The following is a 23,091-nucleotide window of genomic DNA, read 5'->3' on the forward strand; positions in this document are numbered from 1 at the left end:
GTCAGGCACGGACCCCCGCGGGCACGTCGCCCCGGTCGCGTCGCCGCTCGACCAGCCGAGCGGTCAGGGCCTCCGGCGCGGCCGGACGACCCAGCAGGAACCCCTGCACGCGGTCGCAGCCGAGCGCGGCGACGGTCTCGAGCTGCGCGGCGGTCTCCACGCCCTCCGCCACGACCCCCAGGTCGAGGGCGCGGGCCATGGACGTGATCGCCTCCAGCATGTGCCGGTCGGCGTCCTCGGTCCCCCGACGGCTGATGAACGAGCGGTCGATCTTCAGCTCGTCCACCGGGAGGGTGTGGAGGTAGGCGAGGGAGGAGTAGCCGGTGCCGAAGTCGTCGATGGCGATCTGGACGCCGAGGTCGCGGAGCCGGTGGAGGTCGCGGGTGACCTGCGCAGACGTGCCCACGACCGAGGACTCGGTGATCTCGAGGCACAGCTGGGTGGGCGGCACGCCGGTCTCGGCGAGCACCGACGCGACCTCGCTCGGCAGGTCGCGGTCGCGGAGCTGCGCGGCGGCGACGTTCACCGAGACCCTGATGGGGTGGCCGGCCGCCCCCCAGGCGGCAGCCTGCCGGCAGGCGTCGCGGAGCACCACCCGGCCGATGTCGAGGATCTGGCCGTTGGCTTCGGCGACGCCGATGAAGTCGAGGGGCGGGACGACGCCGCGGGCCGGGTGGCGCCAGCGGACCAGCGCCTCGGCGCCGACGATCCGGCCGGAGTCGACGTCGAGGACGGGTTGGTACTCGACGAACAGCTCGTCGCGCTCGAGGGCCAGGGCCAGGTCCCGCTCGACCTCGAGGTGGGCGGCGGCGTAGGCGGTCATGGAGGGGTCGAAGACCACCCAGGGCTGGCTGGTCCGCGTGGCGTGCGACAGGGCCGCGTAGGCGTCGCGGAGCAGGTGGTCCGGCGCCGCGTGGGGTCCGCGTCCATGGGTCACCCCGATCGTGGGCTGCACGGCGACGCCGGACATCGCCGGGTCGGGATCCGCGTCCGGGTCGACGGCGCCGGCGAGGAACGGCGCTTCGAACGCCTCCTGGACGGCGGAGACGATCCGGATGCCCGCCGCGCCGTCGGCGTCCGGCAGCAGGACGACCAGGACGTCGTCGTGGCCGCGCGCCAGCAGTCCCCCGGCGGGGACGACCGCGCCGAGGCGGCCGGCGGCCTCGGCCAGGAGCGCGGCAGCGGCGGCGTACCCGCGGCTCTGGGTGACCAGGCCGATGCGGCTCGACCCGATGGCGACCAGCGAGGCGCCGTGCCGGGCCTCGGGGTCCTCCAGCGCGGCGCCGACGGCGTGGAGGAGCGCGGTGGCGTTCGGCAGCCCGGTCTCGAGGTCGTGGGTCGTCCGGTGGTGCAGCTGCGCCTCGTGGCCGGCCCGGATGTCGAGCATGGCGTTGACCTGGGCGGCCAGCTCGGTCAGCTCGGCCGTGCCGCCGGGGTCGACGTGGGCACTCGCCGGATCCCGGCTGCCGGCCACGACCGCCGCGGTGATGCGGCGGAGGGGGGCGGCGACCCGGCGGTCGAGCACGAAGGCCGCCAGCGCCACGAAGGCGAGGGCGACGACGCCGACCAGGATCTCGCGCCACAGCACGTCGCGCGCGATCCCCACGACCACGTCGCGTGGCACCGCCGCGGTGATCGCCCAGGGCGTGCCGCCCACGTCGGCGGTGGCCTGGTAGAGCCGCTCGCCGGCGTCGACGCGCCAGTCGCCGCGCGGGCTGCGGGGCACGTCGTCGACACCGTCGCCGACCCCGATCGGGCTGGCGGGCGAGGCGGACACGACCTGCCGACGCTCGGTGTCGACGACGGTGACGACCGCGTCGCCAGCGCCGGGGAGCACCTCGGTCATGGCCGTGGCGGTCTCGTCGACGAACATGAGGTTGACGACGACGCCCGCGGGATCGCCGTCGGGCCCGAGCGGGGCGCCGACGGCCACGACGGGACGGGCGGTCAGCCCGTCGACGCCGTCCCAGACGACGGTCGTCCCGTCGGCGGCGAGCACCTGCGCCAGCCACGCCTGATCGGCGTGCACGCCGGGTTCGCGTGCCGCCGGGTCGTCGGTGGAGGTGCAGGTGATCGTCCCGTCGGCGGTGACCAGCTCGAGGCGGAGGGTCGGGAAGACCCCGGCGCCCTGGGTGGCCAGGCTGCAGGCGTCGTTCGGGACCAGGCCGTCGACGAGGTTCGGCTGCGCCAAGAGGCCGTCGACGATCTGGACGGACTGGTCGACGGTGGTGGTGACGGCCTCTGCGGCCTGCCCGGTCACCACGGCCATGTCGTCGAGGGTCTGGGCGCGGGTGGTCCGATCGGTCCACACGAACCCGTAGGCGCTGGCGGCCAGCACCGCGACGGCAGCCGTGGCCACGATCAGCACGAGGTACGTGCGCACCGACCACCGGCTCTGCCTCACCACCTCTGCTTCACCACGTCCGCGGAGCCCCTCTCGACACGTCGACGGCCGACCCATCGCCAGGTGCATCGACCTACGGTGCGTCGGCCTTGAGCGACTGCCGGTCGGGATCTCACACCCTGAGGCTATGAGATCCGGTCTCATCATGCCCAGAACCGGCGGCGGTCCCGGCCACGTGGGTGACCGGGACCGCGCTGTCAGCCGACCGTCGTGATCAGCTGCGGGCCGTGGTGGTGGACGTGACGATGTTGGAGGGGTCGGACTCCTGTGGACCCAGGGTCTGGGTGGCGTACAGGTGGTACTCCGTCTCCGGGGTCAGGCCGTCGAGGACGACCTGCATCCCCTCGGTCTCGGGGTCGGTGTCGGCGGCGTCGCCGAGCAGGACCTCGTCGCTCTCCGGGTCGGCGGCCGGGTCCTCACCCTCCGCCGGCTCCGCGGCCTGGTAGATCGTCACGACCGCCTCGGGGTCGAGGTCGGTGAGGGTGAGGGTGATCGACGTGTCGGTCACGGACTCCTCGGCTGCCGTCGGGGCGGTCGGGGTGGCGTCCTCGATGCAGAGGGTGTCGGTGCCCTCGGGGTCGGCGGCCGACGAGCCGTCGATCTGGTCGCCGACGGTCAGGACGGCCAGGAGCTCCTCGACGGTGATGTCTTCGGAGCCGTCACAGGCGCCCAGCGGACCGGGCGAGGGGGTGTTGAGCGGCGCGTCGGCCTCGTCGACGACCTGGATCGCGTCGTCGTCGTCGGGGGTGTAGGTGGCGTCCGCGGTGGCGAAGACGCCGGTCTCGTAGTCGACGTACAGGATGTCGGCGTCCTGCAGGCCGACCGTGCCGTCAGCCGCCGGGGGGAGGACGCGGGTCGGGCCGCCGACGCCGTACAGCTCCTCCTCGATCGGGGTGCCGTCCTCGTCGAGGTCCAGCGCGCCGTCCTCGTCGGCGTCGACGAACACGACCTCGACGACCTCGTCGAAGGTGTCGCCGCCGACGGTGAAGGTGAGGGTGCCGTCCTCGGCGGGCTCGGCGGTCTGCACGTCGTCGGCCGTGGCGACGTCCTCGCCGTTGACCTGCGGGATCGTCGCGTCGGTGTCGCCGAGGCCGGCAGCGGTGCCGTCCTCGCTGGCGGTGAAGGTGGCGTCCGCGCCGGCCTCGGACACCTGGACGTTCTCGGCCGGGACCAGCGCGATCGTGTAGGTGGTGCCGGCCTCCAGCTCGGTGGCGGTGAACTCGCGGGTCTCCTCACCCTGTGCCTCGCCCGGCTCGGCGGGGGTGACGGTGAGGTCCTGGCCATCGGTGGCGGGGCCGTCGGTCTCGGTGACGACGGTCAGCTCGAGGATCTCCGCGGCCTCCTCGCACTGGCCGTCGGGGGCGGTCGGGCCGCAGATCAGGCTGTAGGCGGTCGTGTCGGCCTGGGCGAAGCCGGGTGCGTCCACGTCGGGCAGGGGGGACTCGTCGCCGGCCAGGAACTCCGCGGTCGGCGCGGGCAGGGCGTCGGTGGCGGAGTTGGCCAGGACGACCGGAGCGCCGTTCGCGCCAGCCAGGGCGGCCGCGGAGAACCCGTCGGCCCAGGCGTCGGCGCTCTGGCCGTCGACCAGGATGCTCAGCCCGGCGTCGTCGTGGGTGGCGTAGCCGCGCTCGGCGGCGATGGCGACCGCGGTGTCGAAGCGGGTGTCCCCCTCGACGCGGGTGACCTCGCCGGCCAGATCGTCGGCCTCGGCCTCGACCTCGGCGCTGACCGCGTCGGTGCCGCCGACGACGTACACCTGGGCGTAGGAGGCAGCCTCCATGTGGGCGGCGGTCGAGGCGGTCAGGACGTCGGTCTGGGTGAACAGGACGGCCCAGCCGTTCTCCGCGGCCCACGCGGCGGCGGCGATGGTGTCGGCGAAGGCCTGGGTGGCGTCGCCGCCCTCGGTGCCGAACCCGCGGACGAGGAGGGCGGTGTCGGCGTCGACGGTCTCGGCGACCGCGACGGCGGTCTCGGTGCGGGTCTCGCCCTCGAACCGGTTGACGGTGTAGCCAGCGGCCTCGAGCTCGTCGACCACGGACTGCTCGATGGCGTTCTCGCCGCCGAGGACGTGGACGGTGGTAGGCGCGAGCCGGCTCAGCTCGGCGGCGACCCGCTCGTCGAGGGCGTCGCCGGGGGTCAGCAGGAGCGGTCGGCCGGTGGTGCCGTCGGTGCCGTCGCCGGCCTGCAGGCCGCCGGAGGCGAGGTTGTCGGCGAACAGGTCCTCGCGGCCGAGGAGGACCTCGTCGGCGCCGTCGGGGAAGGCCAGCTCGGACCAGTCGATGGCGATGGCGACGTTGTCCTCGGCGTCGAGGGCGAGCGCCTGGTCACCGCCCTGGGCGGAGGCGGGTGGGGCGGCGGCGACGAGCAGCGCGGCGATCAGCGCCACGACGGCGGTGAGCGCGAGCGACGTCAGTCGCCTGGTGGGCGTGGTGGACATGCATCCTCCTGTGGTGGGGTGTGCGGGTTCCTCGCGGGTCTCAACGAGGAGACGTCCGCCAGCGCACGGTCCCGCGTTGGACGGCCGGACAGGGTGGGCGTCAGCGGGGAGACCACAGGGGGACGTCCAGCTTGCGGTAGGTCCCCGTCGCGCGGTGGTCCCTGGTGACCAGCGGAAGCCGGTGGTGCAGCGCCGTCGCACCGACGAGTGCGTCGTACACCGCCCCGCCGGCGATCCCCAGGTGCGCCAGTCGTTCGCGGAGGGCGGCGGTGGCCCCCTCGTCGAGAAAGCGCGTGGCCGGGAAGTTCGCCGTGAGCAGCCGCTGGGTCGCCGACGGGCTGCGGCGCAACGGCGCGGGCAGCCTGGTCAGCACCGAGTAGGTCTCGAACGCCGCATGTCCGGCGAGACCGAGGGTTCGTCCGCGGAGACCGTCGCGAACCTCCGCGTGGTCCTCGTGATCGCTGACCACGAGGGGCACCGCCACGCTGGTGTCGACGAGCAGCGCGGCGTCAGCGGCGGTCGGCATCCCGCAGGGCCCGCACCACGTCGGCATCGATCCCGGTTCCCGTGGGCGGGATGACCAGGCGGCCCTCGACCTCCACCAGCTCGTCAGAGGTCACAGGCTCGACGCGCAGGGCGGTCCCGTCCGCGGTCAGCTCGACCTCTCCCGGCCGGAGACCCAGCCGATCGCGCAGGGGCTTCGGGATGACCAACCGGCCTGCCTTGTCGATGGTTGCACGCATGGCATCGACGCTACCACCCGCGAACCAGGTGCGAAGGGCGTGGGGAAGACGGCGACGTGCCTGGAGCGCGCTCGGACGACCGTGTTGCTCGACGATCCGGACCGCCGCGCCATCGTCGCCGCGGACCCGGCCCGGGTCCTCGAGTCCCTCGCTCCGGTTCTGTTGGACGAGTGGCAGCACCTCCCCCGGTTGTGGGACGACGTCCGTCGACGCGTCGACGGTGGTGCCGAACCGGGGTCGTACCTGCTGACCGGTAGCGCCTCCCCGGACCGCGGCGGCGGGCGCCACTCGGGTGCAGGCCGGATCGTCAGCGTCCGGATGCGTCCCCTGAGCCTCGCCGAACGCGGTCTGGCCGTGCCATCGGTGAGCCTCGAGGTGCTGGCGAGTGGGGGGCGCTCCGCGGTGGGCGGCGAGTGCGACGTCGACCTGGAGCGGTACGTCGATGAGATCCTCGCCAGCGGTCTTCCGGGCATCCGGCCTCACGCCGGACGAGCTCGCCAGGCGCTCCTCGACGGCTACCTCGACCGGATCGTCGAGCGCGACTTCCCGCAGGCCGGCCACGACCTGCGCAACCCCGCGGCCCTCCGCCGCTGGCTGACCGCGTACGCCGGCGCCACCGGCACCCAGGCCGCCTACGAGACCATCCGGGACGCGGCGTCCTCGGGGCAGGGGAACCCGCCGGCGCGGACGACGGTCCAGCCCTACATGGATGTGCTCGAACGCCTGTGGATCCTCGATCCCGTGCCTGCGTGGATGCCCACACGCTCACGGCTGACCCGGTTGACCCAGCCCCCGACGCACCACCTGGCTGATCCCGCCCTGGCGGCGCGGCTCCTCGGCGTCGGGGCGGGGCAGCTGCTGGACGGCCGGTCCGGCGCCATGTCGATGCCGCGCGACGGGACGCTGCTCGGGGCGCTCTTCGAGTCCCTGGTCGCCCAGTCCATCCGCGTCTACGCCCAGGCCGCGGGGGCACGGGTCGGTCACCTCCGCACCAAGGGTGGTGCGCGGGAGGTCGACCTACTCGTCATCCGCGACGACGACCGAGTCGTGGCGATCGAGGTCAAGCTGTCACAGACGGTGGACGACCACGACGTCCGACACCTCCGCTGGCTCGCCGATCAGCTCGGCGACGGACTCCTGGACGCGCTCGTCGTCACCACCGGTCACGAGGCCTACCGTCGGCCGGACGGGATCGCGGTGGTGCCTGCGGCGCTGCTCGGCACGTGAGGCGAACCGGGGTCAGGGTTGGGTGGCCTGCAGCAGCGCGAACATGAACCCGCACAGCACGACGACCATCCCGAAGAGCGAGATGATGACCGCCCGCGTCTGACCGGTGATGGCCGCGTTCAGCTCACCGCGCAGCTCTGCCCGGAGCTCGTGGCCGACCGACGTGAGCGCACCTTCGATCCTGATGACGCGCTCCAGCAGCTGCAGGAGGAGGGACTCCTGTGCGGCGAAGCGCTCGTTGACCTCGGCGCGGAACGCGGCGTGCTCGTCCTTGGTGTGGAACACCGTGTGGAGGTTCGCCAAGTCCGCCTTGGTCGCGAAGCGCTCCAGGTCGTCCTTGGTGGCGAAGCGCTCGAGGTCCGCCTTGGTCGCGAAGCGCTGCAGATCGTCCTTGGTGGCGAAGCGCTGCAGCTCGGTCCGGAGGTCCGCGATGTCCTGCTTCGTCGCGACCTCGTCCGCGCCCCCTCGGGGCAGGTGGGCCATCATTATCCGGGCTGCCTCGGTCCCGAGCACGCGGTCGAGGTGATCGCCCAGGACTGCGCGCTCGTCGTCGGTCACCGCCATGGTCCACCTCCTTCCCGCAGGCGTCAACGTCCAGCGCAGCGTACGGTGTCACCCGCCCCGGCCGTCTGGCTTGTCCACAGCGGGAGCGCCGGGGCGGCGCCATCCGGTCCCGACCACCGGCTCGCTCAGGGATCGACCCAGTCCACCGACCCCGCGCGCTCGGCGTGGATCCCCGGTCCGCGGGCCGTCCTCGTCGACATCGTTGCAGTCGAAGGTCGCGGGGTCGACGCCGTCGGGTGGGACGATCAGCAGCACGGCGAAACGTTGGTTGTGGACCGCAGGTTCCAGCAGCAGGATGCGAGCATGCCTTCCGTGACCATCAGGGACGTTCCCGAGGCGACGCGGAACGAACTCGCCGCACGTGCCGCCCGGACCGGCCGGTCACTCCAGGAGTACCTGCTGGCCCAGCTCGTCGAGCTCGCCCGCCGTCCCGACCCGGAGGCCGTCCTCAACAGGCTGCGGGCGCGCAAGGCCCACGCGGGCAGCCGGTTGGACGCCGAGACCATCATCGGACATCGGGACGCCGAGCGCCGATGACCGTCGTCGGCGACGCGCCGGTCGTCGTCGCGACCTCGTCGACTCGGGCGTTGACGGGACGTGGGCGGAGGACCTCTGACGGATCGCCGCGGTAAGCCACACGTGATGTCGCGCTACACTGATTCACGGTGACGACGAAGAACATCACGCTGTCCATGCCCGAGGAGCTGGTACGGCGCGCCAAGGTCCTGGCGGCGCAGCGGGACACGTCGGTGTCCGCGCTGGTCGCGCAGCTCCTGGAGGAGCTGGTCGGCGACGTGCCCCACTACGACCAGGCCTGGGCTGAGGAGGAGTCCCTGATGGCGGACGGCATCGGACTGCGGGTGGGTGACATCACCTGGACCCGCGATGATCTCCACATCCGATGACGTCGGAGTTCGTCGACACGAACGTGCTCCTGTACGCCTACGACATCGACGCCGGTCACCGCCACCACCGCGCGCGGGCACTCGTGGGGGAGCTCGGACGTACCCGACGTGGTGCGCTGTCCGTGCAGGTGCTCCAGGAGTTCTACGTCAACGCCGTGCGGAAGATCGCCGTGCCGCTCCCGCCGGATCGTGCCCGAGGACGGCTGCGGGTCCTCAGCAGGTGGCGCACGCACTCCCCCCTCCCACACGACGTGGTCGCCGCGACCGAGCTGTCCGAGCAGCACCAGATCTCGTTCTGGGACGCCATGATCCTCCGCAGCGCCAGCGAGCTCGACTGCGCGATCCTCTGGTCCGAGGATCTGAACGCCGGCCAGCGGATCGCCGACGTCGAGATCCGCTCCCCCTTCGACTGACCTCGAGGATCATTGGAGACGCGCCGGCCTCCGACGACCAGCTCAGCCAGCCACGGACAGCACGTCGGCGACGTCGATGACCAGGCCGGGGACCGCGGTCGCGGCCAGCTCGCCGGCGGTGTGGCGGACGACGGATCCCCACCCGTCCGGTGAGGGATCGCGGTGGACGTGGACGCAGCGGCGGTCCAGGTCCACGACCCAGTACTCGCCGAACCCGGCCGCGCCGTAGCGGCGGGCCTTCTCCCCGAGGTCGAAGCGGCCGGAGGTGACGGCGACCTCGACGATGAGCACAGCCGCGTCGGGGTGGCGGTCGGTGAACCGGCCGGCGGGGACGATGGTGAAGTCCGGCTCGGGGAGGGTGATGTCATCGACGTCGAGGGGCACCTGCACCCCGACTTCGAAGGCGTCACCGGCCGCGAGGACGAGCACCCGGTTCATCCGCCGTAGGACGGTGTTGTGCAACGGACCCTGCGGGCTCATCTCGACCAGCACCCCTCCGACCAGCTCGACGTGGGTGCCCTCGAACAGCCCGAGGTCGACGAGCCGTTGGAACTCCACCGACCGGAGGGGTCGGAAGGCCTCGGGCAGCTCGCGGACGGGCGGGGCGGGCGTGGTCACCGTGATCATCTCCACCGGAGGGTGCCGGATCGGTCGACGGTCAGACCGACCGATCGATCGGCGCTGTGGACAAGCCTACGTCCGCGACGAGGTTCGGGGACTGGTGGTGTAGCGTTGGTGTATGACACGCACAAACATCGACCTCGACGACCGGGCTGTCCAGCTGGTGATGCAACGCTTCCGGCTCGGCAGCAAGCGCGAAGCTGTGAACCTGGCACTGAGGCGACTGGCCGCCGAGCCGCTCGACCTCGACGACGCCCGAGCCCTGATGGGGTCGGGGTGGGACGGTGACCTCTCTGAGATGCGGGCCGGCCGGACTGCATGATCGTCGTCGACACCTCGGCCTGGGTCGAGTTCCTCCGCGGCACGGACTCCGCGGTGTGCAACACCGTGGACGGTCTCCTCGACGCAGAGGACCTGGCCGTCACGGACGTGATCAGCATGGAGGTCCTGGCCGGTGGGCGAGACGACCACCACGTCGCACAGCTCCGCGGGCTGCTCGCCCGTGCCGCCCAGCTGCCGACCGACGCCGCCAGCTACGACCATGCGGCGGCCTTGTACCGTCGGTGTCGTCGTCGCGGTGAGACCGTCCCCAAGCTCATCGACTGCCTGATCGCCGCCGTGGTGATCGACGCCGATGCGTCGTTGCTGCACGCCGACGCGGACTACGACGTCCTGGCCCGCCACACACCGCTGCGGGTCCACGAGGTGCGCTGACCGCAGCTCGCGTGTCCGCGCCAGATCACCTCGCCACGACAGATCGGTGGAGGACGGCTGACCCGGTGAACCGGTCGACCGCCGGTTCAGAGGAACGTGTCGGGGTCCACGCGCGTCAGTCCCCCCACCGAATCGAAGTCCTGGTCGACGGTCAGGATCCGGTCGATCCCGAGCTCCCTGCACACCGCGACGTGGATGACATCGCGAGAGGACAACCGTGGCATCGAGGCGAAGAGATCGACCGCCCTCGCGATGACCGCATCGTCGATCGCGACCAGCGGCGCGAACATCGTGATCGTCGACTGCGCCATCGCGGTGCCGATCTGACGGTCAGCCCGCCCGAACCGGTGGAGGATCTCCTGGACGACCTCAGCAGAGGTGACGGCGTCCTCGGCCCCATCGAGCACCGCCCGGAGTGCGGCGCGACACCCGTCCCGCTTCGGGTGATCTGCACCGCCGGCGTACATGATCACCGACGTGTCGACGTAGAGCGTCATCCGGCCGCGCCGTCGATGATCTCCCTCTCCAGGTCCTCCCAGTCACCGACCGGCGCGTTCAGCGCCATCAAGGCGTCCAGACCCTCGCGGCGGCGGTTGGCATCGGGTTGGTTGTAGGCATCGATGGCGTCCCGGATGACCTGACCCACCGAACGCTTCGCCTCCGCAGCGAGACGCTCGACCTTGTCCCGCTGACTCCGGGTGAGGAGCACCTGCGTGCGTTCGCTGTAGGACATGCACATACCATACTATGCTCCGTGGCGTTCTGGTCAACTAGACCAACTGGTGGCACGCTGTGTCGCATGGGCATCCCTGAGACCGTGAACGTCTACGAGGCGAAGACACACCTCTCGAGGTTGATCGACCGTGCACTGGCGGGCGAAGAGGTCGTCATCGGGCGTGCCGGCAAACCGCTGGTTCGGCTGGTCAAGCTGGATGTGCCCGTCCGCAGGACACCGGGGAGCGCACGCAACCAGATCTGGATGGCCGACGACTTCGACGAACCCGATGAGCGGATCATCGACGCCTTCTGGGGGGAGCAGCCCTGAGGTTGTTGCTGGACACCCACGTCCTGCTCTGGTGGTTGGCCGACGACGAACGCCTGGGCCATCGAGCCCGCGAAGCCATCGCCGAAGCGGAGCTCGTGGTCGTGTCGGCGGTCTCCGCGTGGGAGATCGGCATCAAGCAGGCCCTCGGCAAGCTGACCGGCCCGGAGGATCTGGCCCGGGAGATGTCCGACAACGCCTTCACCGCCCTGTCCGTGTCCGTACGGCACGTCCTGGCCGCCGCCCGTCTGCCGGCGCATCACCAGGATCCGTTCGACCGGATGCTCGTGGCGCAAGCCAACGCCGAGGACTTGGTCCTGGTCACCCAGGACGACCACATCCGGACCTACGACGTGACGATCCTCACGGCCTGAGCCGGCGGCATGCGCCGGCGTCCGGACCTCGCGGCGTCGCTCGTCGCCCGAAGTCGACTCCCTCGTCGTTGTATCGGCTGATGGTGGTTGACCGTCCTCCAGGAGCGGCACCACTAGCAGCGATGCGTGGTCCGACGGTCAGCCCGACGGAGCCGTCGGGACGTCCAACAGGTCGAGCCCGCCGTCGACGGCGATCAGCGCCGTCGCGCCGTCGTCGGTGATCGCGAGCCCGCGCGAGCCCGCCGGTCCCTCGGCGAGGACCTCGCCGCCGGGGTCGATGACGCGGGCGGCCTCGACGGTCAGAACGACCCGGTCGCCGGACGGGGTGATCGCGGTCCCCTCCCCCTCCCCCAGGTCGGTGGCGGTGCCGTGAGCCAGGTCGAGCAGGCTGGTGGTCGTCCCGCAGCGGATCAGCGCCGTGGCGGTGTCGTCGGTGACCATCACCAGCCGGCAGTGGGCCGGCTCGGCGGCGACGTGCGCGGCGATGTCCACGTCGCCGGTCGCGACGGTCGTCCTGGCGATCAGCAGGCGTCCGGTGGGCTGGCCGTCGGTGCCGAGCTCCTCGCCGTGGGCGACGACGGTCGTGGCGGCCTCGTCGACGGCCAGGGCCGTGTAGCAGTTGCTGGCTCCTGTGGTCGTCGCCTCGTGGATCGCGTCGCACAGGTCGGTCGGGACGGTTCGGGTGGTCTCGGCGCGCCAGTCGTGGAGGGTGGGGCAGGCGCCGGCGTCGCAGGCCTGCGCGGTGACGGCGATGTCGCCGCCGTCTGCGAGGACCTGGTGGCCGTCACCGAAGCCCATCCCGGCGGTGGCGGGCAGGTGGGTGAGGGAGCCGTCGGCCAGGTCGGCGATGACCCCGACCTCCTCGCCGGTCTGTGGGTCCAGGACGACGGTGACCGCGGCGACGGTGCCGTCGTGGCTGACGTCGGCGAGGTGCTGGGCCGCGCCGGGCGATCCGAAGCCGACCCGGGTGGCCTCGCCGGTGGCCAGGTCGACGCCGACGACCCCGACGGCGGTGGTGCCGCCGCTGTGGTGCGGGCAGCCCTGGGTGGCCAGGTAGACGATCGTCGAGCCGTCACCGCTCAGCCGGGCGGTGTCGAATCCCGGGCACTCCCCCGCCAGGGCGAGGTCGTCGGCGATCGGGGGCAGGTCGAGGACATCGCGGGCGGTGCGGCAGACGTCGGGGTCGACGACGCAGGTGAGGCGGATGCCCTGCGGGTCGGTCGGCGCCTGGGCGAAGGTCTGGTCGGCGTCGGCGGGTCCCTCGAGCCAGGCGGTGGTGACGCCCGGCAGGCCGCCCTCGCGGCCCAGCACGATCGGGGCGTCGAACATCGCGGAGTGGGCCGCGGCGGCGAACCCGCCGGCCCAGGCGTCGGGGTCCTCGCCGGCGACGAGGGTGACCCGGGCGACGTCGGCGGCGGAGTCCGCCCCGCGGATCTTGGCGACCTCGATGGCGGTGTCCGCGCGGGCGTCGCCGGCGACGCGGGTGACGGTGATGCCGAGGGACGTGAGCTCGGCCTGGACGGCGTCGGAGATCGCCGCGGTGCCGCCCATGAGGTAGATCTCTTCGATGGCGGAGGCGGCCAGGTAGCTGCGTGTGGCGGCGGTCAGCTGCTCGGTCTGGGTGAGCAGGACCGGCCAGCCGTTCTCCGCGGCCAGGCCGCCGGCCGCGAGGCTGTCGGCGAACGCCGGGTCGGGTCGGTGGAGTCCGCGGCGGGGAAGGCGCGGACGAGGATCGCAGCGGTGGCGTCGGGCGCGTCGCGCTCGGCGATGGCGACCGCGGTCTCGAACCGGGAGGGGCCTTCGCGCCGGCTCACCGCGTAGCCCCGGTCGGTCAGGTCGTCGGCGATCGCGGCAGGCAGGGCGGCCGCGCCGCCGAGGAGGACGACCTCCTGCGGGGCGAGCTCGCCCAGCCGCTCGGCGACGCGCGGCTGCATGCCGTCGCGGGAGACCAGGAGGAGGGGCGCGTCCTGCTGGAGGACTCCGGAGGCGAGCGCGTCAGCGAAGTCGTCGTCACGGGCCAGGACGACCCGGTCGGCGGTCGCGAACGTCCCCTCGGACAGGCGGGCGGCGATCTCGGCGTTCGACGGCTGCTCGTCGTCCTTGGCGATGAAGATCGTGTCGTCGGCCTCCTGCCCGCCGACAGGGACGGCGATGACCAGCACCCCGAGCACCCCGAGGATCGCCACGATCGTCCGTGCCCGCATGTCCGGACCTCCTCGTCCCTGCCGCCTGTCCGAGGAGTATCGCACTCCGGCCATGCGCCGCGGGAGGGTGTTCCGTGGGGCCTGGCTACTCGCCGTACCGGAAGGCGTCGACCTCAGCGCCGGCGGCGTCCAGCAGGCGCACGGTGTCACCACCGTCGTCCAGGACCTCGGTGTCGAGGCAGGCGAAGACCGCATCGTCGGTCTCCGTACCGCAGCCGGTGTGGATCCGCAGCTCCCCACCGGGATCGAGCTGACGGCCGATGCCGAGCGGCAGCCGCGTGCCGTCGGCGTCCTCGAGCGCCCAGCCGCCCATGTCGGTGCGCTGGTCGAAGTTTGAGGCGACGACCACGTGCTCACCGCCGTCCACGGCCAGGTCATCACCGTCGACCGCCGCGACGACCGCCGCGATGTACGCGGTCGGATAGGCTGCCGCGTCGTCCGCCGGCCGGTCGTGGCGGATCTCGCCGTCTGAACCCCCGCACCCCCAGAGGACGGCCAGCAGCACCAGCACGCTCCCGATCCACCTCCTGCGCATCCCGGGAGCGTAGCGGTCACCACATGCCCTCCAGGCTGCGGTGGAGATCGTCGATGACCAGGTGGGTGTAGCCGACGGTCGCGTGGATCGTGGTGTGCCCGAGGAGGCGCTGGACGACGTGGATGTCGACGCCGGCCCGGACCAGCTCGGTCGCGAAGGTGTGCCGCCACCGGTGGGGGAAGTGGCGGCCAGGGACCCGCGCGCCCTGACCGGCCAACTCGACCTCCCGGTAGACCGCTTCGTGGCTGAACCCGCGGTGCGGGGTGGTGACCTGCGGCGCGGGGTTCGACAGCAGCAACGGCGATGCGGGCAGGTCGGGACGGATGTCGGTGAGGAACGCGTCGAGGACCGCGACCGCGGGTTCGGGGAGCACGACCGTCCGCGGTCGGCCGCCCTTGCCGATGACGCGGGCCTGGCGGGCATCGAGGTCCAAGCGGTCCAGGCGAAGGGACCGCAGCTCCCCCGACCGCATGCCCGTGTACCGCAACGTCGCGACGATCGCATGGCGGATCCGGCCCCGCACGTCACGCAGGGCGGATGTGTGGTCGAGGATGGCCACGACGTCAGCCGGCGCGTACACCTCGATCGCGCGGGGCGTCGGCGACGGCGCCTCCAGACCCTCGGTCGGGTCGTGGTCGACGCGTCCGGTGAGACGCTGCCAGGCGAAGAAGCGACGAAGGGCCACGAGCTCGGCGCGGCGGCTGTAGGCGCTCAGTCCGCGGTCGGCTTCGGTGACGAGGAACGCGGCGAGGTCCGCGGGCATGGCCGTCGTGGGGGACCGGTCGGGGTGGGTGGCGTCCCACCAGTGCGCAAAGGTCCGCAGGTGCAGATGGCGGTGGCGGAGGGTCTCGTCGGCCAGGCCGGCGACGCCGCGCTCGTGGGCGATGAACCCGTCGATCAGCGCCGCCCAGCTCGGAGGGGCATCGGGAGGCATGGGACCTGAGCGTGACACGTGGCCACAGGCGCCCAGCGCCAAGTTCCGCGACCCTGTGGATGAGCGCGCAGCGAGGCCGGCTGCGCGTCCCTGGGAGCCGCTGAGGCGCGCATCGTCTGGCAGGATCGTCGGCATGCAGTCCGAGCGCCGTCGCGACGACTTCAGCCGAGCACTCCATGCCCGGCTCATCGAGCGGCTGCAGCAGGATCCTGCGGGCGTCACCGCTCACGCGCGGACGCAGCTGGCTCGCCTGCGCGACGCTGATCGCGCTGGCCACGCAACGGTGCTGTTCGACCGGTGGGCCGCCATCATCGACGCGGGTCCTCCGGCGATCGAGGAGGCACTTCGAGATGACAGCCCGGAGGGGATGCGGTTGCGGCAGGCCGGCCCGTTCGCCGGCGTGCTGAGCGCGCAGGACCGGTGGGCGATCTGGCGGGCGGTCCGCGATGCGGCGTGAGCAGTTGGCCCATCTCGTCCGCGCTGCCGGGGCCATCCTCGACGTGAACGAGCTGCTGGTCATCGGCAGCCAGTCGATCCTGGGCTCGTTCACCGAGGAGCAACTCCCACCTCCGGCGATCTTGAGCATCGAAGCCGACCTGCTCACAAGGGATGGCTCTCCGGAGTCCGCCGACCTCATCGACGGAACCATCGGGGAGCTGTCACCGTTCCACGACACCTTCGGGGTCTACGCCCAAGGGGTGGATCGGACCACGGCACGGCTGCCGTCGGGGTGGGAGGACCGTCTGGTCCGCTTCGAGCGCGCAGACACCGGCGGGGTCGTGGCGTGGTGCCTGGAACCCCACGACCTCTGGGTCGCCAAGCAGCTCGCGGGACGGCCCCAGGACCGGACGTTCTGCCGTGCGGTGCTGTCCCACGGACTGCTCGACACCGACGAGCTTCTTCGGCGCATCGACGCCGTGGACGCCACCGCCGGAGAACGCCACCTGCTGCGGGGCCTGGCCGTCGCTCGATCCGGTCCCGGTGGCGACGCCTGACTGATTACCCACCTCCTGACCCGAGCGGGTCAAAGGACGTCGTTCTGGTCGCGCAGCTGCTCACCCGCCGCAGCGTTGAAGCACGGTCACCTGATGCGGTCATCGCTCGCCGACACGGCGTGGATGACGCCGACTTCGTACCTCCACATCAGTCCAGAGGACGATCGGCACGATCGACCGCCGGCCGCTGCCGTTGACCCAGGCGCACCATCCGAGGGGCCGCTGCCCGCAGGAGGTGTTGTGGCCAGCGACACGATCGGTCACATGACGAACGGCCCGGCCCCACGAAGGGGACCGGGCCGCTTGTCCTAGCTACTTGCTTGTCTTACCGGGGCCCCGGCCGGTGAAGAGGCCGGGGACCCGGTGATCTATCAGAATAGATCTGCCAGCAAACTATACCATCATTCCTTTGTACGCATTCGAGGCCAGTCATTCCGTCGCACATGTTTCGTCAAGGCCAACACGCGCATCCGGTCATCCCAATTTGCGACCCGGCTTCTTACGCGCCCCACTTCACCAAGACGCAACTCGCAAATACGCAGCTCTCCCGGCAAGTCGATCTGATCACTTCGCCAATGCTCGGGAGCCCCGGTCCATCGGACCGGGGCTCCCAGCGCATATCTGGACTTGATCTACCTAGACGGCAGCTTCAGTCGAAGAAGCACTCTCCAGGCTGATAGGTGCCGTTGCGGCGCCTCCTGCACTGGAGTCAGTGATGGTGTAGAAGAGCGTCTCGCCAGCGACGAGATCGCGGTTGGTGGCCACAGATGCCATGGTCGGAGCGGGCCCTGTCACGGTGGCGCTGCCGAGGAGGCGGCCTTGCGCGTCGTAGACGTTGAAGACGTCCCCTGCCTGAGCCTGATCGGCCGTGACGTCCGTGAGGGTCACGGTGTCACTGGCTGCGTCAGGAACGACCTCAGTCGTGTCCGGCGCTGCCGGAAGGTCCGCGTTCGTGCCTGCAAGGACACGCGTCCGATTCGGAAGGACCTCGCCAGATCCAGCAAGATTCCAGCCGGCAACGCTGTTGCCGATACCGGATGCCGTCCGGACCTCCAAGAAGTCAGCGCCAGCCGTATCGAAGGCAAGTCCTGCAGTGCCGCCGATGTTCTGGGTTGAAGGCCCAAAGGTCATGGCCACATTCAGGATGTTGCTGTTCGTGCCAGAGACGGTGCAAGTGGCGTTTGACCCACAGGTGACTGTGGCAGCGGTCCCATCGTCGTCGATCAGGGTCAACGACGCGCTGTCAGCGACCGTGATGGCACGGTCGAACTGGAACGAGAAGGTGTCACCGGCATCCAGGATGTTCGCTTGGTTGCCGGCACCGGGGCCATCGCTGATTGCGCTCGCGACGGAGATAGGCGACGGAGCAGCACCCGTGTTGACAACGAGGCCCGTGTCGGTGGCGGGAGCAAGGCTGGACTCATCACCATCAACCGTCTGGGTAGCCCAGAACTCATAGCGGGTGTTAGGCGAAAGGTCGGTGATGTTGACCTGGAATCCGGCTTCCGTCGTGTCCGCGTCTGTAGTCGTGGTAACGAGCAACGGAGCGTTGGCCCGCGTCATGGACGCGTCAGTTGCAGCTGCTCCACCGTAGACCTTGACAGTCGCGCCGGCAGTAACGCCGGTGAGGTCAAGCTCAACAGATGTCGGAGTCACATCGGACGACGCCACTGTCAGAGGAGCCGGATCAGTGTCATTGAGGTTGAATGTGCTGACGAGCGCCTCATCAGCAGCATAGGTCGAAGTAAGGAAACCATCGCCCCTGCTCAGCTGAGTCTCGAAGGCCTCCATGGTGACGGGGGCCCCGTTGACCCGGAAGGAGTCATTGGAGTCGTAGTAGTAGGTACGGAACCCAAGGTCAGTCGGGGCCTCGTCAGGGCCACTGTCAGGGTCAGCCACGAAGAAGTCGAGGTCGTCGTTCGTGATCTCGACATCCTCTGCGTCGACGGTGGCGTCCACACTGAACTCACCACTCTGGGCCTCAGCGGGGACCCACTGCTTGGACCCACCGATGCCGAAAGGCTCGGTCGGCAGCTTGGGCTGGTTGTTCGCGGTCTCAGGAACCGTCAGGTCCAGCTCGCCGTCGTTGTCGGAGTCCACATAGACCACCGGCACAACACTTACGTTGGCCGTCTCAGAGTCGACGGTGAAGGTCAGCGTGCCGTTCGACGGCTGAGCCGACTGCGAATCCGCGTTGTCCGTGGCGGCACCGTTGACAGTCTCAACTCGCGCAGCGGTGTTGCCGAGGTCGTCGGCCTGGTTGGCGGTCCCTTCGTTGTCACCGAAGGAGACGTTGCCGTCCTCGCCGGTCGTGACTTCATCAGTCGGAATGAGCTCAATCCGGTACGTAGTGGCATCGTCGAGGCCACTCACGGTGTAGGTCCGCGAGCCACGGTTGACGTTGACGCCGGCGGCCTCAGACACGATGTTGACAGCAGCCTCTTGCGGGGTCACATCGAACGCCTGGTTGCCCGCCGGCGGGGGCGGCTCCTCACCTGTCATGAGCTCCACCGGGGTGACGGTGGCGTCCAGGGCCTCGGCGAACTCACCACACTGGTCAGCGACGTCCTGGGCGAACTCGCCCTCGGCGTCCTCGACCTCGGAGGGGACGGTGGAACCGCAGTAGCCGACGATGTTGTCCTCGTCCTGAGCGAACTCAGCAGCGTCACCAGCCAGGAAGGCGATGGTGGGCTCGGGGAGCGAGTCGGAAGCGGAGTTGGCGAGCACGATCGGGTTGCCCTGACCACTCACGTGAGCGGCGGAGAAGCCGTCGGCCCAGGCGTTGGCGCCCTGGCCGTCGACGAGGATGGTGCCCTCGGCGTCAGCGGCGCTGTCGTAGCCACGAGCGTTCGCGATCGCGACCGCGGTCTCGAAGCGGGTCTCACCCTCGACGCGCTGGACGTCGTCGACCATCTCGGAGACAGCGTCCTCGACGTCCTGGGAGACGGCGGAGGTACCACCGACGATGATGACGGTGTCGTAGCCGGCCTCCTCGATGTGCGCGGCGGTGTTGCCGGTGAGCACCTCGGTCTGGGTCAGCAGGATGTTGGCGTCATCCTCAGCAGCCCACCCGCCAGCGGCGAGGGAGTCAGCGAAGGCCTGGGTCTCGTCGTCGCCGCCGAAGCCACGGGCCAGCACCGCGGTGCTCGAGCCGTTCTCCTCAGCGATCGCGATGGCGGTCTCGATGCGGGTGTCGCCACCGAGGCGGGTGACCTCGCCCTCGACCAGCTCGTTGAGCTCGTCCTCGACGTCCTCGGAGACAGCGTCGACCCCACCGAGGATGGTGACGTCGTCCGCGCCGAGGCGCTCGATCTCGAAGGCGGTCAGCTCGGACAGCGCATCGCCGGGGGTCAGCAGCAGCACGGAGTCGTCCTGCAGCGCACCCGATGCGAGGTTGTCGGCGAAGACGTCGTCACGACCGACCAGCACGCGGGCGGGCCCGTCGTTGGTGTCGTCGTCGTCCTCGTTGTCGACCTCGGGGTAGGCCACCTGGGACCATGCCACCGAGTACTCGACGTTGGTCGTGCCCTGGAGCGACAGCACAGTGTTCCCATCGGTGTCCTGTGCGGACGCCACCCCAAGCGGCAACAGCGCCACCACGAGGGCAGCAACCGCGACCAGCGCCAACCGGCGCGAAGTCTGGGTGATTGTCATTGTGTAAGGCCTCCTAGAGCCTCGGGATTCCAAGAAGAACGGTTCGGCGCCGACCTCATACGCACCCGACCCGCGCACCGGTCGTACCGGTTGGGTCGCAAGCGGCTGCCCCGGTGAGGGGCGCGCCTCGGCTGCGCACTAGGTGGTGCCTCCCCTATTCAGTTCGGGGGCACGCCTTTGCCATGACTTGGCTCAGGCTTGCCTCCGGGTCTACAGACGTACGTCAGGAGCCCTCCCTTACGGCTGGTCCCAACAAACCTCCTTCGACCGGTGTCGGAGGCTAGGGACCTCTAGGGGACCGGGCAAGGAAGTCCAACCGCCATCCGTACAGGTGGGGCCCTGCCGCGCCCGCCGGCAGGGGATTGCCCTCCACCGTCGGGCCGTCTTCGAATCAATCACCGTCGATGCTCGGACAGCTCCGGATCCATGGATGACGAACCGGCGGGCCCGAAGAGGACCCGCCGGTCGTGTGGCGCGCTGCTGCAGCTAGCCCTCAGCCGCGGCCAGGGCCTCCTCGACATCGGTCGCGACATCCTCAGACAGCGCGTCCACGCCGCCGTAGATGAACACCTCTTCGACCGTCCCGGCAACCGACGTGACGTCGGCCACGACGGCGGGAAGCTCGTCGGGGGTGCTGAACAACAGCGGCCCGCCATTCAGGGCGATGTGGGTCCCACCCGTGAGCGGGTCGGCGAAGGCCGCGAACGTAGCCACGCCGATCGCCGGCGGGGCGTCGAAGAAGGCCTCAGCCACCGCCACGGACAGATCGGGCTCGTCATCGCCAGTCACCGCGCCGGCGTCCGGCGCGGCGTCAGCCGCCGCGTCACCGATCGCGGTGACGTCGACGCCGGCGTGGTCAGCCAGCCACGCAGCCGTCTCGGGCGGCATGGTGGAGTCGGAGGTCAACAGCACCACGCCGTCGACGGCAACCGCGGCAGGACCGGCCACGGTGCTGGGGACAAAGTCCCCACCATCGGCCAGCAGTACCTGGTCGGTCTGGGCGAAGCCGCCGTCCACCAGCCGATCGGCAGTGAGCGTCGCGGTCTCGAAGCGGTTCACGCCGGCGATGCGCACGACGTCGAACCCGAGAGCCTGCAGTGCGGCCTCCACGTCGGTTGTAAGCGCCTCGACCCCACCCATGATGTAGATGGTGCCGTCAGCGGCGAGGACGCGGTCGATCTCCTCAGCGACCATGTCAGCCAGGGAGTCCGTGAAGGTGAGCAGGACGGGGCCGTTCACGTTCGCAGCCAGCGGCGTGCCGGTCACGGCGTCGGCGAAGATGCCTTGGCGGGCGACCACCACCGCATCGGCCTCGCCGTCCTCGAAGTGCTCCTGGGAGTTGATGACCGACGTCTCGATCCGCTCATCTCCACCGAGGCGGGTCGGCTCGGGGACCTCCTGCGCCGGTGGCACCACCGGGTCCGGGCCTGGCGGGACGAACGGCGGCGGCTCGCAGTCCTCGGCGAAGGCGGAGTCGACGAGCACGCCGTGCTGGTAGAGGTAGAAGGCGTCGCCGACACCGGGGTCACCCGGCGCGTAGACGTCCGACCCGCCTGCCGGGATGCTCGGGTCCAGCCCGACGCGGTCCAGGGGGTCCTCGGTCGCCCCGAACTGGTCGTGCTTGGCGAAGGTGGCCCGGACCCCGTCGTTGGTGACCTCATAGCCGACGAAGTCGCCGGACTCGCACAGCAGGTCCACGCGCAGGTCGCCGTTGGCGAGGGAGTTCCCTCCCTCACCCTCCACACCGCAGGCCCGGCTGTTCACCGAGTCCCCGCTGTTGAAGAACGTGCCGCCGTCGACGCTGAGGTAGAGGGTCCCTGCGGTCGCGGTCACGTAGACCCACCCCTGGCCGCCGGCGGGGATGGGATCGGCCACGGTCCCCTCAGGCATCGGCGACTGGCCGCTGCCGCGCAGCTCCCACGCGATGCGCCCGCCGGCGATGGCTGAATCGGGGTCCCGGTTGTCGATCCGGAAGATGTACTGGCCCGTCTCACCGTCCGCGCAGATGGCGACCCCACCGGGGCCGGGTTCCAGCGGGGTGGTCGTGCACAGCTCGTCGCCGGTGGCGACGCTCCCGTACTGCTCGCCGTACCAGTACAGGTAGATGGTCTCGGTGCCCTCGGGGAGGCTGCGTGTCACCTCCTGCTGGGTCGTCGGACTGACCAGGTGGCTGTCGAGCAGCGGGAAGCGGTCGGCGTTCTCCGCGTCCTCGACCGTCGAGTACTCGAGGGCGGCCTGCCCGATGTTGTAGCTGCCGGTCCGCGTGACGGTGAAGGCGAAGTCGGTGCCGTTCTGGCAGGTCCCGTCGACTTCGATCCCCTCGGTGCCGTCGCAGGCGTTGTTGTTGTGGGTCTTGGTGTCGGAGTCGGTTCCGATGTCGGGCACGACCACGTCGACGATCGTCGTGTTGGGCCCGCCGGCGTCGGTGGTGGTGAACCAGTAGACGCTGCCCGGTGGGATGAGCTCGTCGTTCGATCCGTCGTTCGAGCCCGGGCCGTCCCAGGTGACCTGGCCGACGTCGAAGGCGACGTTGCCCTTGTTCCCGCCACAACAGCTGGTCGGTGTCGCGGACGCAGTCCGCGGTGAGCTGGATGTCGATGACCGCTTCCTCGACGGCGGCGCCCGCGACGTCCGGCTGGCCACCGACGACGAGGTCGACGCCGATGACACGACCCGCGCCCTGGTCGATCAAGGCATGGACGGCCGCTGGGTCGCGTTCCGGCCCGCAGACCCCCTCCCCGCCGACACGCCCGTGACCATCAGGATCGGCGAAGGAACCCCGTCCGCCGAGGGACCGCGCACCACGTCCTCCGATCAGACCGTCAGGGGCCGGACGGTCGACACCGACCTGGTGACGCTGGACCCGTTGGCCGAGACCTCCTCGCTCTCCCCGGTCAGGGTCGGCCCCGCCGAGCTGCGCGTCGTCGCCCTCGACGTCGACCCGGACGACTGGGACGCCTACCTGCGCCTCCGGATGGAGACCAGCGTCGAGCTCGTGCAGGAGTGCACGCATGTCCTTGTGCGGAGGTCCGCGGTGACGACGCGGCGGTGTGGGTTGAGGCGGACCCGCCGTAGATCCGCCAGAGCGGCGCTGTTGGACGCCGCCGAGGACGGCCGCCTGGACGAGCTGTGCGATCGGATCGGCCTCTCGACCGCCGGAGTGCTGGCCCAGGCACGAGCCCTGGGCGACGGCCTACCGCTGTACGAGGACGACGCAGGGCTGTACGCGCGACAGCAGATGCGTGCGGTGGGCATGGCGATGGAGCTCGGCTGGCTGGTCGAGCTCGATCTCGAGTTGATGGCCGAGCGATGACTCCCCGCCGGC

General features: G+C 70.7%; 25 protein-coding genes and 1 pseudogene. 11 read left to right on the forward strand and 15 right to left on the reverse strand.

Annotated features, from left to right (window positions below; genetic code table 11):
- Position 1 precedes the first annotated feature (1 nt).
- The 4 genes from ACEQ2X_RS06985 to ACEQ2X_RS07000 form a co-directional block, all read right to left on the reverse strand.
- Positions 2 to 2,383 carry an EAL domain-containing protein gene (locus tag ACEQ2X_RS06985; RefSeq protein ID WP_370325074.1) on the reverse strand — a complete coding sequence of 794 codons (2,382 nt, stop codon included), beginning with the start codon at positions 2,381 to 2,383 and terminating at the stop codon, positions 2 to 4.
- A 235-nt stretch (positions 2,384 to 2,618) separates the two neighbouring features.
- A complete protein-coding gene (locus tag ACEQ2X_RS06990) occupies positions 2,619 to 4,841 on the reverse strand; it encodes a cell wall-binding repeat-containing protein (RefSeq protein ID WP_370325075.1) in 2,223 nt (740 codons plus the stop codon).
- Between the two features lie 100 nt (positions 4,842 to 4,941).
- A complete protein-coding gene (locus ACEQ2X_RS06995; RefSeq protein ID WP_370325076.1) occupies positions 4,942 to 5,367 on the reverse strand; it encodes a type II toxin-antitoxin system VapC family toxin in 426 nt (141 codons plus the stop codon).
- Positions 5,351 to 5,584, reverse strand: a complete 234-nt coding sequence (locus ACEQ2X_RS07000) for an AbrB/MazE/SpoVT family DNA-binding domain-containing protein (RefSeq protein WP_370325077.1) — start codon at positions 5,582 to 5,584, stop codon at positions 5,351 to 5,353. The genes ACEQ2X_RS06995 and ACEQ2X_RS07000 overlap by 17 nt, the downstream gene beginning before the upstream one ends.
- Positions 5,585 to 5,665: 81 nt before the next feature.
- Between ACEQ2X_RS07000 and ACEQ2X_RS07005 the strand changes: the two genes are divergently transcribed.
- Positions 5,666 to 6,811, forward strand: coding sequence for an ATP-binding protein (locus ACEQ2X_RS07005; protein ID WP_370325078.1), 1,146 nt, complete (start codon positions 5,666 to 5,668; stop codon positions 6,809 to 6,811).
- 12 nt (positions 6,812 to 6,823) lie between these two features.
- On the opposite strand, the gene ACEQ2X_RS07010 is transcribed toward ACEQ2X_RS07005, so the two are convergent.
- On the reverse strand, positions 6,824 to 7,375 hold the full coding sequence (locus tag ACEQ2X_RS07010) for a hypothetical protein (protein ID WP_370325079.1): 552 nt from the start codon (positions 7,373 to 7,375) through the stop codon (positions 6,824 to 6,826).
- A 303-nt stretch (positions 7,376 to 7,678) separates the two neighbouring features.
- Between ACEQ2X_RS07010 and ACEQ2X_RS07015 the strand changes: the two genes are divergently transcribed.
- The 3 genes from ACEQ2X_RS07015 to ACEQ2X_RS07025 all read left to right on the forward strand — a co-directional run bounded on the left by ACEQ2X_RS07015 (position 7,679) and on the right by ACEQ2X_RS07025 (position 8,693).
- Positions 7,679 to 7,912: a hypothetical protein gene (locus tag ACEQ2X_RS07015; RefSeq protein WP_370325080.1), complete on the forward strand. Its 234-nt coding sequence runs from the start codon at positions 7,679 to 7,681 to the stop codon at positions 7,910 to 7,912.
- Between the two features lie 128 nt (positions 7,913 to 8,040).
- Positions 8,041 to 8,280 carry a DUF6364 family protein gene (locus ACEQ2X_RS07020; RefSeq protein WP_370325081.1) on the forward strand — a complete coding sequence of 80 codons (240 nt, stop codon included), beginning with the start codon at positions 8,041 to 8,043 and terminating at the stop codon, positions 8,278 to 8,280.
- On the forward strand, positions 8,277 to 8,693 hold the full coding sequence (locus ACEQ2X_RS07025; protein WP_370325082.1) for a PIN domain-containing protein: 417 nt from the start codon (positions 8,277 to 8,279) through the stop codon (positions 8,691 to 8,693). The genes ACEQ2X_RS07020 and ACEQ2X_RS07025 overlap by 4 nt, the downstream gene beginning before the upstream one ends.
- A 42-nt stretch (positions 8,694 to 8,735) precedes the next feature.
- Here the strand turns inward: ACEQ2X_RS07025 and ACEQ2X_RS07030 are convergent, their stop codons facing one another.
- Positions 8,736 to 9,320 (reverse strand): Uma2 family endonuclease, encoded by a 585-nt coding sequence (locus ACEQ2X_RS07030; protein ID WP_370325083.1) that lies wholly within the window; start codon positions 9,318 to 9,320, stop codon positions 8,736 to 8,738.
- Between the two features lie 112 nt (positions 9,321 to 9,432).
- Between ACEQ2X_RS07030 and ACEQ2X_RS07035 the strand changes: the two genes are divergently transcribed.
- Together ACEQ2X_RS07035 and ACEQ2X_RS07040 are read left to right on the forward strand one after the other, a co-directional pair.
- On the forward strand, positions 9,433 to 9,636 hold the full coding sequence (locus tag ACEQ2X_RS07035; RefSeq protein WP_370325084.1) for a type II toxin-antitoxin system VapB family antitoxin: 204 nt from the start codon (positions 9,433 to 9,435) through the stop codon (positions 9,634 to 9,636).
- The gene (locus ACEQ2X_RS07040; RefSeq protein WP_370325085.1) at positions 9,633 to 10,028 is read left to right on the forward strand and encodes a PIN domain nuclease; all 396 of its coding nucleotides are present in this window, start codon (positions 9,633 to 9,635) and stop codon (positions 10,026 to 10,028) included. Before ACEQ2X_RS07035 ends, ACEQ2X_RS07040 begins: the two co-directional genes overlap by 4 nt.
- 86 nt (positions 10,029 to 10,114) lie before the next feature.
- On the opposite strand, the gene ACEQ2X_RS07045 is transcribed toward ACEQ2X_RS07040, so the two are convergent.
- Positions 10,115 to 10,525 (reverse strand): type II toxin-antitoxin system VapC family toxin, encoded by a 411-nt coding sequence (locus ACEQ2X_RS07045; protein WP_370325086.1) that lies wholly within the window; start codon positions 10,523 to 10,525, stop codon positions 10,115 to 10,117.
- Positions 10,522 to 10,761 carry a ribbon-helix-helix protein, CopG family gene (locus tag ACEQ2X_RS07050; protein ID WP_370325087.1) on the reverse strand — a complete coding sequence of 80 codons (240 nt, stop codon included), beginning with the start codon at positions 10,759 to 10,761 and terminating at the stop codon, positions 10,522 to 10,524. The genes ACEQ2X_RS07045 and ACEQ2X_RS07050 overlap by 4 nt, the downstream gene beginning before the upstream one ends.
- 66 nt (positions 10,762 to 10,827) lie before the next feature.
- On the opposite strand from ACEQ2X_RS07050, the gene ACEQ2X_RS07055 reads away from it, so the two are divergent.
- A complete protein-coding gene (locus tag ACEQ2X_RS07055) occupies positions 10,828 to 11,073 on the forward strand; it encodes a type II toxin-antitoxin system Phd/YefM family antitoxin (protein WP_370325088.1) in 246 nt (81 codons plus the stop codon).
- Between the two features lie 2 nt (positions 11,074 to 11,075).
- Positions 11,076 to 11,444, forward strand: coding sequence for a type II toxin-antitoxin system VapC family toxin (locus ACEQ2X_RS07060; protein ID WP_370325089.1), 369 nt, complete (start codon positions 11,076 to 11,078; stop codon positions 11,442 to 11,444).
- A 138-nt stretch (positions 11,445 to 11,582) separates the two neighbouring features.
- On the opposite strand, the gene ACEQ2X_RS07065 is transcribed toward ACEQ2X_RS07060, so the two are convergent.
- The 5 genes and pseudogenes from ACEQ2X_RS07065 to ACEQ2X_RS07085 form a co-directional block, all read right to left on the reverse strand.
- Positions 11,583 to 12,995, reverse strand: a complete 1,413-nt coding sequence (locus tag ACEQ2X_RS07065) for a hypothetical protein (protein ID WP_370325090.1) — start codon at positions 12,993 to 12,995, stop codon at positions 11,583 to 11,585.
- Positions 12,996 to 13,019: 24 nt separating this feature from the next.
- Positions 13,020 to 13,073 (reverse strand): annotated as a pseudogene (locus tag ACEQ2X_RS07070) (hypothetical protein); the annotation flags it as partial.
- On the reverse strand, positions 13,049 to 13,648 hold the full coding sequence (locus ACEQ2X_RS07075; protein ID WP_370325091.1) for a cell wall-binding repeat-containing protein: 600 nt from the start codon (positions 13,646 to 13,648) through the stop codon (positions 13,049 to 13,051). The pseudogene ACEQ2X_RS07070 and the gene ACEQ2X_RS07075, both read right to left, overlap by 25 nt.
- Positions 13,649 to 13,733: 85 nt before the next feature.
- Positions 13,734 to 14,183, reverse strand: coding sequence for a lamin tail domain-containing protein (locus tag ACEQ2X_RS07080; protein WP_370325092.1), 450 nt, complete (start codon positions 14,181 to 14,183; stop codon positions 13,734 to 13,736).
- A 16-nt stretch (positions 14,184 to 14,199) separates the two neighbouring features.
- The gene (locus ACEQ2X_RS07085; protein WP_370325093.1) at positions 14,200 to 15,117 is read right to left on the reverse strand and encodes a tyrosine-type recombinase/integrase; all 918 of its coding nucleotides are present in this window, start codon (positions 15,115 to 15,117) and stop codon (positions 14,200 to 14,202) included.
- A gap of 133 nt (positions 15,118 to 15,250) precedes the next feature.
- Here ACEQ2X_RS07085 and ACEQ2X_RS07090 point away from each other — a divergent pair, with 133 nt between their 5' ends.
- Positions 15,251 to 15,574: a hypothetical protein gene (locus ACEQ2X_RS07090; protein ID WP_370325094.1), complete on the forward strand. Its 324-nt coding sequence runs from the start codon at positions 15,251 to 15,253 to the stop codon at positions 15,572 to 15,574.
- Between the two features lie 4 nt (positions 15,575 to 15,578).
- Entirely contained in the window at positions 15,579 to 16,112 is a 534-nt protein-coding gene (locus tag ACEQ2X_RS07095) for a DUF6036 family nucleotidyltransferase (protein WP_370325095.1), read from the forward strand.
- Between the two features lie 636 nt (positions 16,113 to 16,748).
- On the opposite strand, the gene ACEQ2X_RS07100 is transcribed toward ACEQ2X_RS07095, so the two are convergent.
- Both ACEQ2X_RS07100 and ACEQ2X_RS07105 read right to left on the reverse strand, forming a co-directional pair.
- Positions 16,749 to 19,766 carry a cell wall-binding repeat-containing protein gene (locus tag ACEQ2X_RS07100; protein WP_370325096.1) on the reverse strand — a complete coding sequence of 1,006 codons (3,018 nt, stop codon included), beginning with the start codon at positions 19,764 to 19,766 and terminating at the stop codon, positions 16,749 to 16,751.
- Between the two features lie 486 nt (positions 19,767 to 20,252).
- Positions 20,253 to 22,151, reverse strand: coding sequence for a cell wall-binding repeat-containing protein (locus ACEQ2X_RS07105; RefSeq protein WP_370325097.1), 1,899 nt, complete (start codon positions 22,149 to 22,151; stop codon positions 20,253 to 20,255).
- Between the two features lie 73 nt (positions 22,152 to 22,224).
- Here ACEQ2X_RS07105 and ACEQ2X_RS07110 point away from each other — a divergent pair, with 73 nt between their 5' ends.
- Complete coding sequence (locus tag ACEQ2X_RS07110; protein WP_370325098.1) at positions 22,225 to 23,079, forward strand: hypothetical protein; 855 nt, start codon at positions 22,225 to 22,227, stop codon at positions 23,077 to 23,079.
- Positions 23,080 to 23,091: the final 12 nt, after the last annotated feature.

The organism is Euzebya sp. (assembly GCF_964222135.1).
Classification (GTDB): Bacteria; Actinomycetota; Nitriliruptoria; order Euzebyales; family Euzebyaceae; genus Euzebya.

Bases quoted from the DNA above. Each gene is read 5' to 3' on its own strand.
- ACEQ2X_RS06990 (WP_370325075.1), bottom strand. From the start codon at position 4,841: ATGTCCACCACGCCCACCAGGCGACTGACGTCGCTCGCGCTCACCGCC.
- ACEQ2X_RS06995 (WP_370325076.1), bottom strand. From the start codon at position 5,367: ATGCCGACCGCCGCTGACGCCGCGCTGCTCGTCGACACCAGCGTGGCG.
- ACEQ2X_RS07000 (WP_370325077.1), bottom strand. From the start codon at position 5,584: ATGCGTGCAACCATCGACAAGGCAGGCCGGTTGGTCATCCCGAAGCCC.
- ACEQ2X_RS07010 (WP_370325079.1), bottom strand. From the start codon at position 7,375: ATGGCGGTGACCGACGACGAGCGCGCAGTCCTGGGCGATCACCTCGAC.
- ACEQ2X_RS07015 (WP_370325080.1), top strand. From the start codon at position 7,679: ATGCCTTCCGTGACCATCAGGGACGTTCCCGAGGCGACGCGGAACGAA.
- ACEQ2X_RS07025 (WP_370325082.1), top strand. From the start codon at position 8,277: ATGACGTCGGAGTTCGTCGACACGAACGTGCTCCTGTACGCCTACGAC.
- ACEQ2X_RS07030 (WP_370325083.1), bottom strand. From the start codon at position 9,320: ATGATCACGGTGACCACGCCCGCCCCGCCCGTCCGCGAGCTGCCCGAG.
- ACEQ2X_RS07035 (WP_370325084.1), top strand. From the start codon at position 9,433: ATGACACGCACAAACATCGACCTCGACGACCGGGCTGTCCAGCTGGTG.
- ACEQ2X_RS07040 (WP_370325085.1), top strand. From the start codon at position 9,633: ATGATCGTCGTCGACACCTCGGCCTGGGTCGAGTTCCTCCGCGGCACG.
- ACEQ2X_RS07045 (WP_370325086.1), bottom strand. From the start codon at position 10,525: ATGACGCTCTACGTCGACACGTCGGTGATCATGTACGCCGGCGGTGCA.
- ACEQ2X_RS07050 (WP_370325087.1), bottom strand. From the start codon at position 10,761: ATGTCCTACAGCGAACGCACGCAGGTGCTCCTCACCCGGAGTCAGCGG.
- ACEQ2X_RS07055 (WP_370325088.1), top strand. From the start codon at position 10,828: ATGGGCATCCCTGAGACCGTGAACGTCTACGAGGCGAAGACACACCTC.
- ACEQ2X_RS07065 (WP_370325090.1), bottom strand. From the start codon at position 12,995: ATGGGCGGCACCGCGGCGATCTCCGACGCCGTCCAGGCCGAGCTCACG.
- ACEQ2X_RS07075 (WP_370325091.1), bottom strand. From the start codon at position 13,648: ATGCGGGCACGGACGATCGTGGCGATCCTCGGGGTGCTCGGGGTGCTG.
- ACEQ2X_RS07080 (WP_370325092.1), bottom strand. From the start codon at position 14,183: ATGCGCAGGAGGTGGATCGGGAGCGTGCTGGTGCTGCTGGCCGTCCTC.
- ACEQ2X_RS07085 (WP_370325093.1), bottom strand. From the start codon at position 15,117: ATGCCTCCCGATGCCCCTCCGAGCTGGGCGGCGCTGATCGACGGGTTC.
- ACEQ2X_RS07090 (WP_370325094.1), top strand. From the start codon at position 15,251: ATGCAGTCCGAGCGCCGTCGCGACGACTTCAGCCGAGCACTCCATGCC.
- ACEQ2X_RS07100 (WP_370325096.1), bottom strand. From the start codon at position 19,766: ATGACAATCACCCAGACTTCGCGCCGGTTGGCGCTGGTCGCGGTTGCT.
- ACEQ2X_RS07110 (WP_370325098.1), top strand. From the start codon at position 22,225: ATGAGCTCGTCGTTCGATCCGTCGTTCGAGCCCGGGCCGTCCCAGGTG.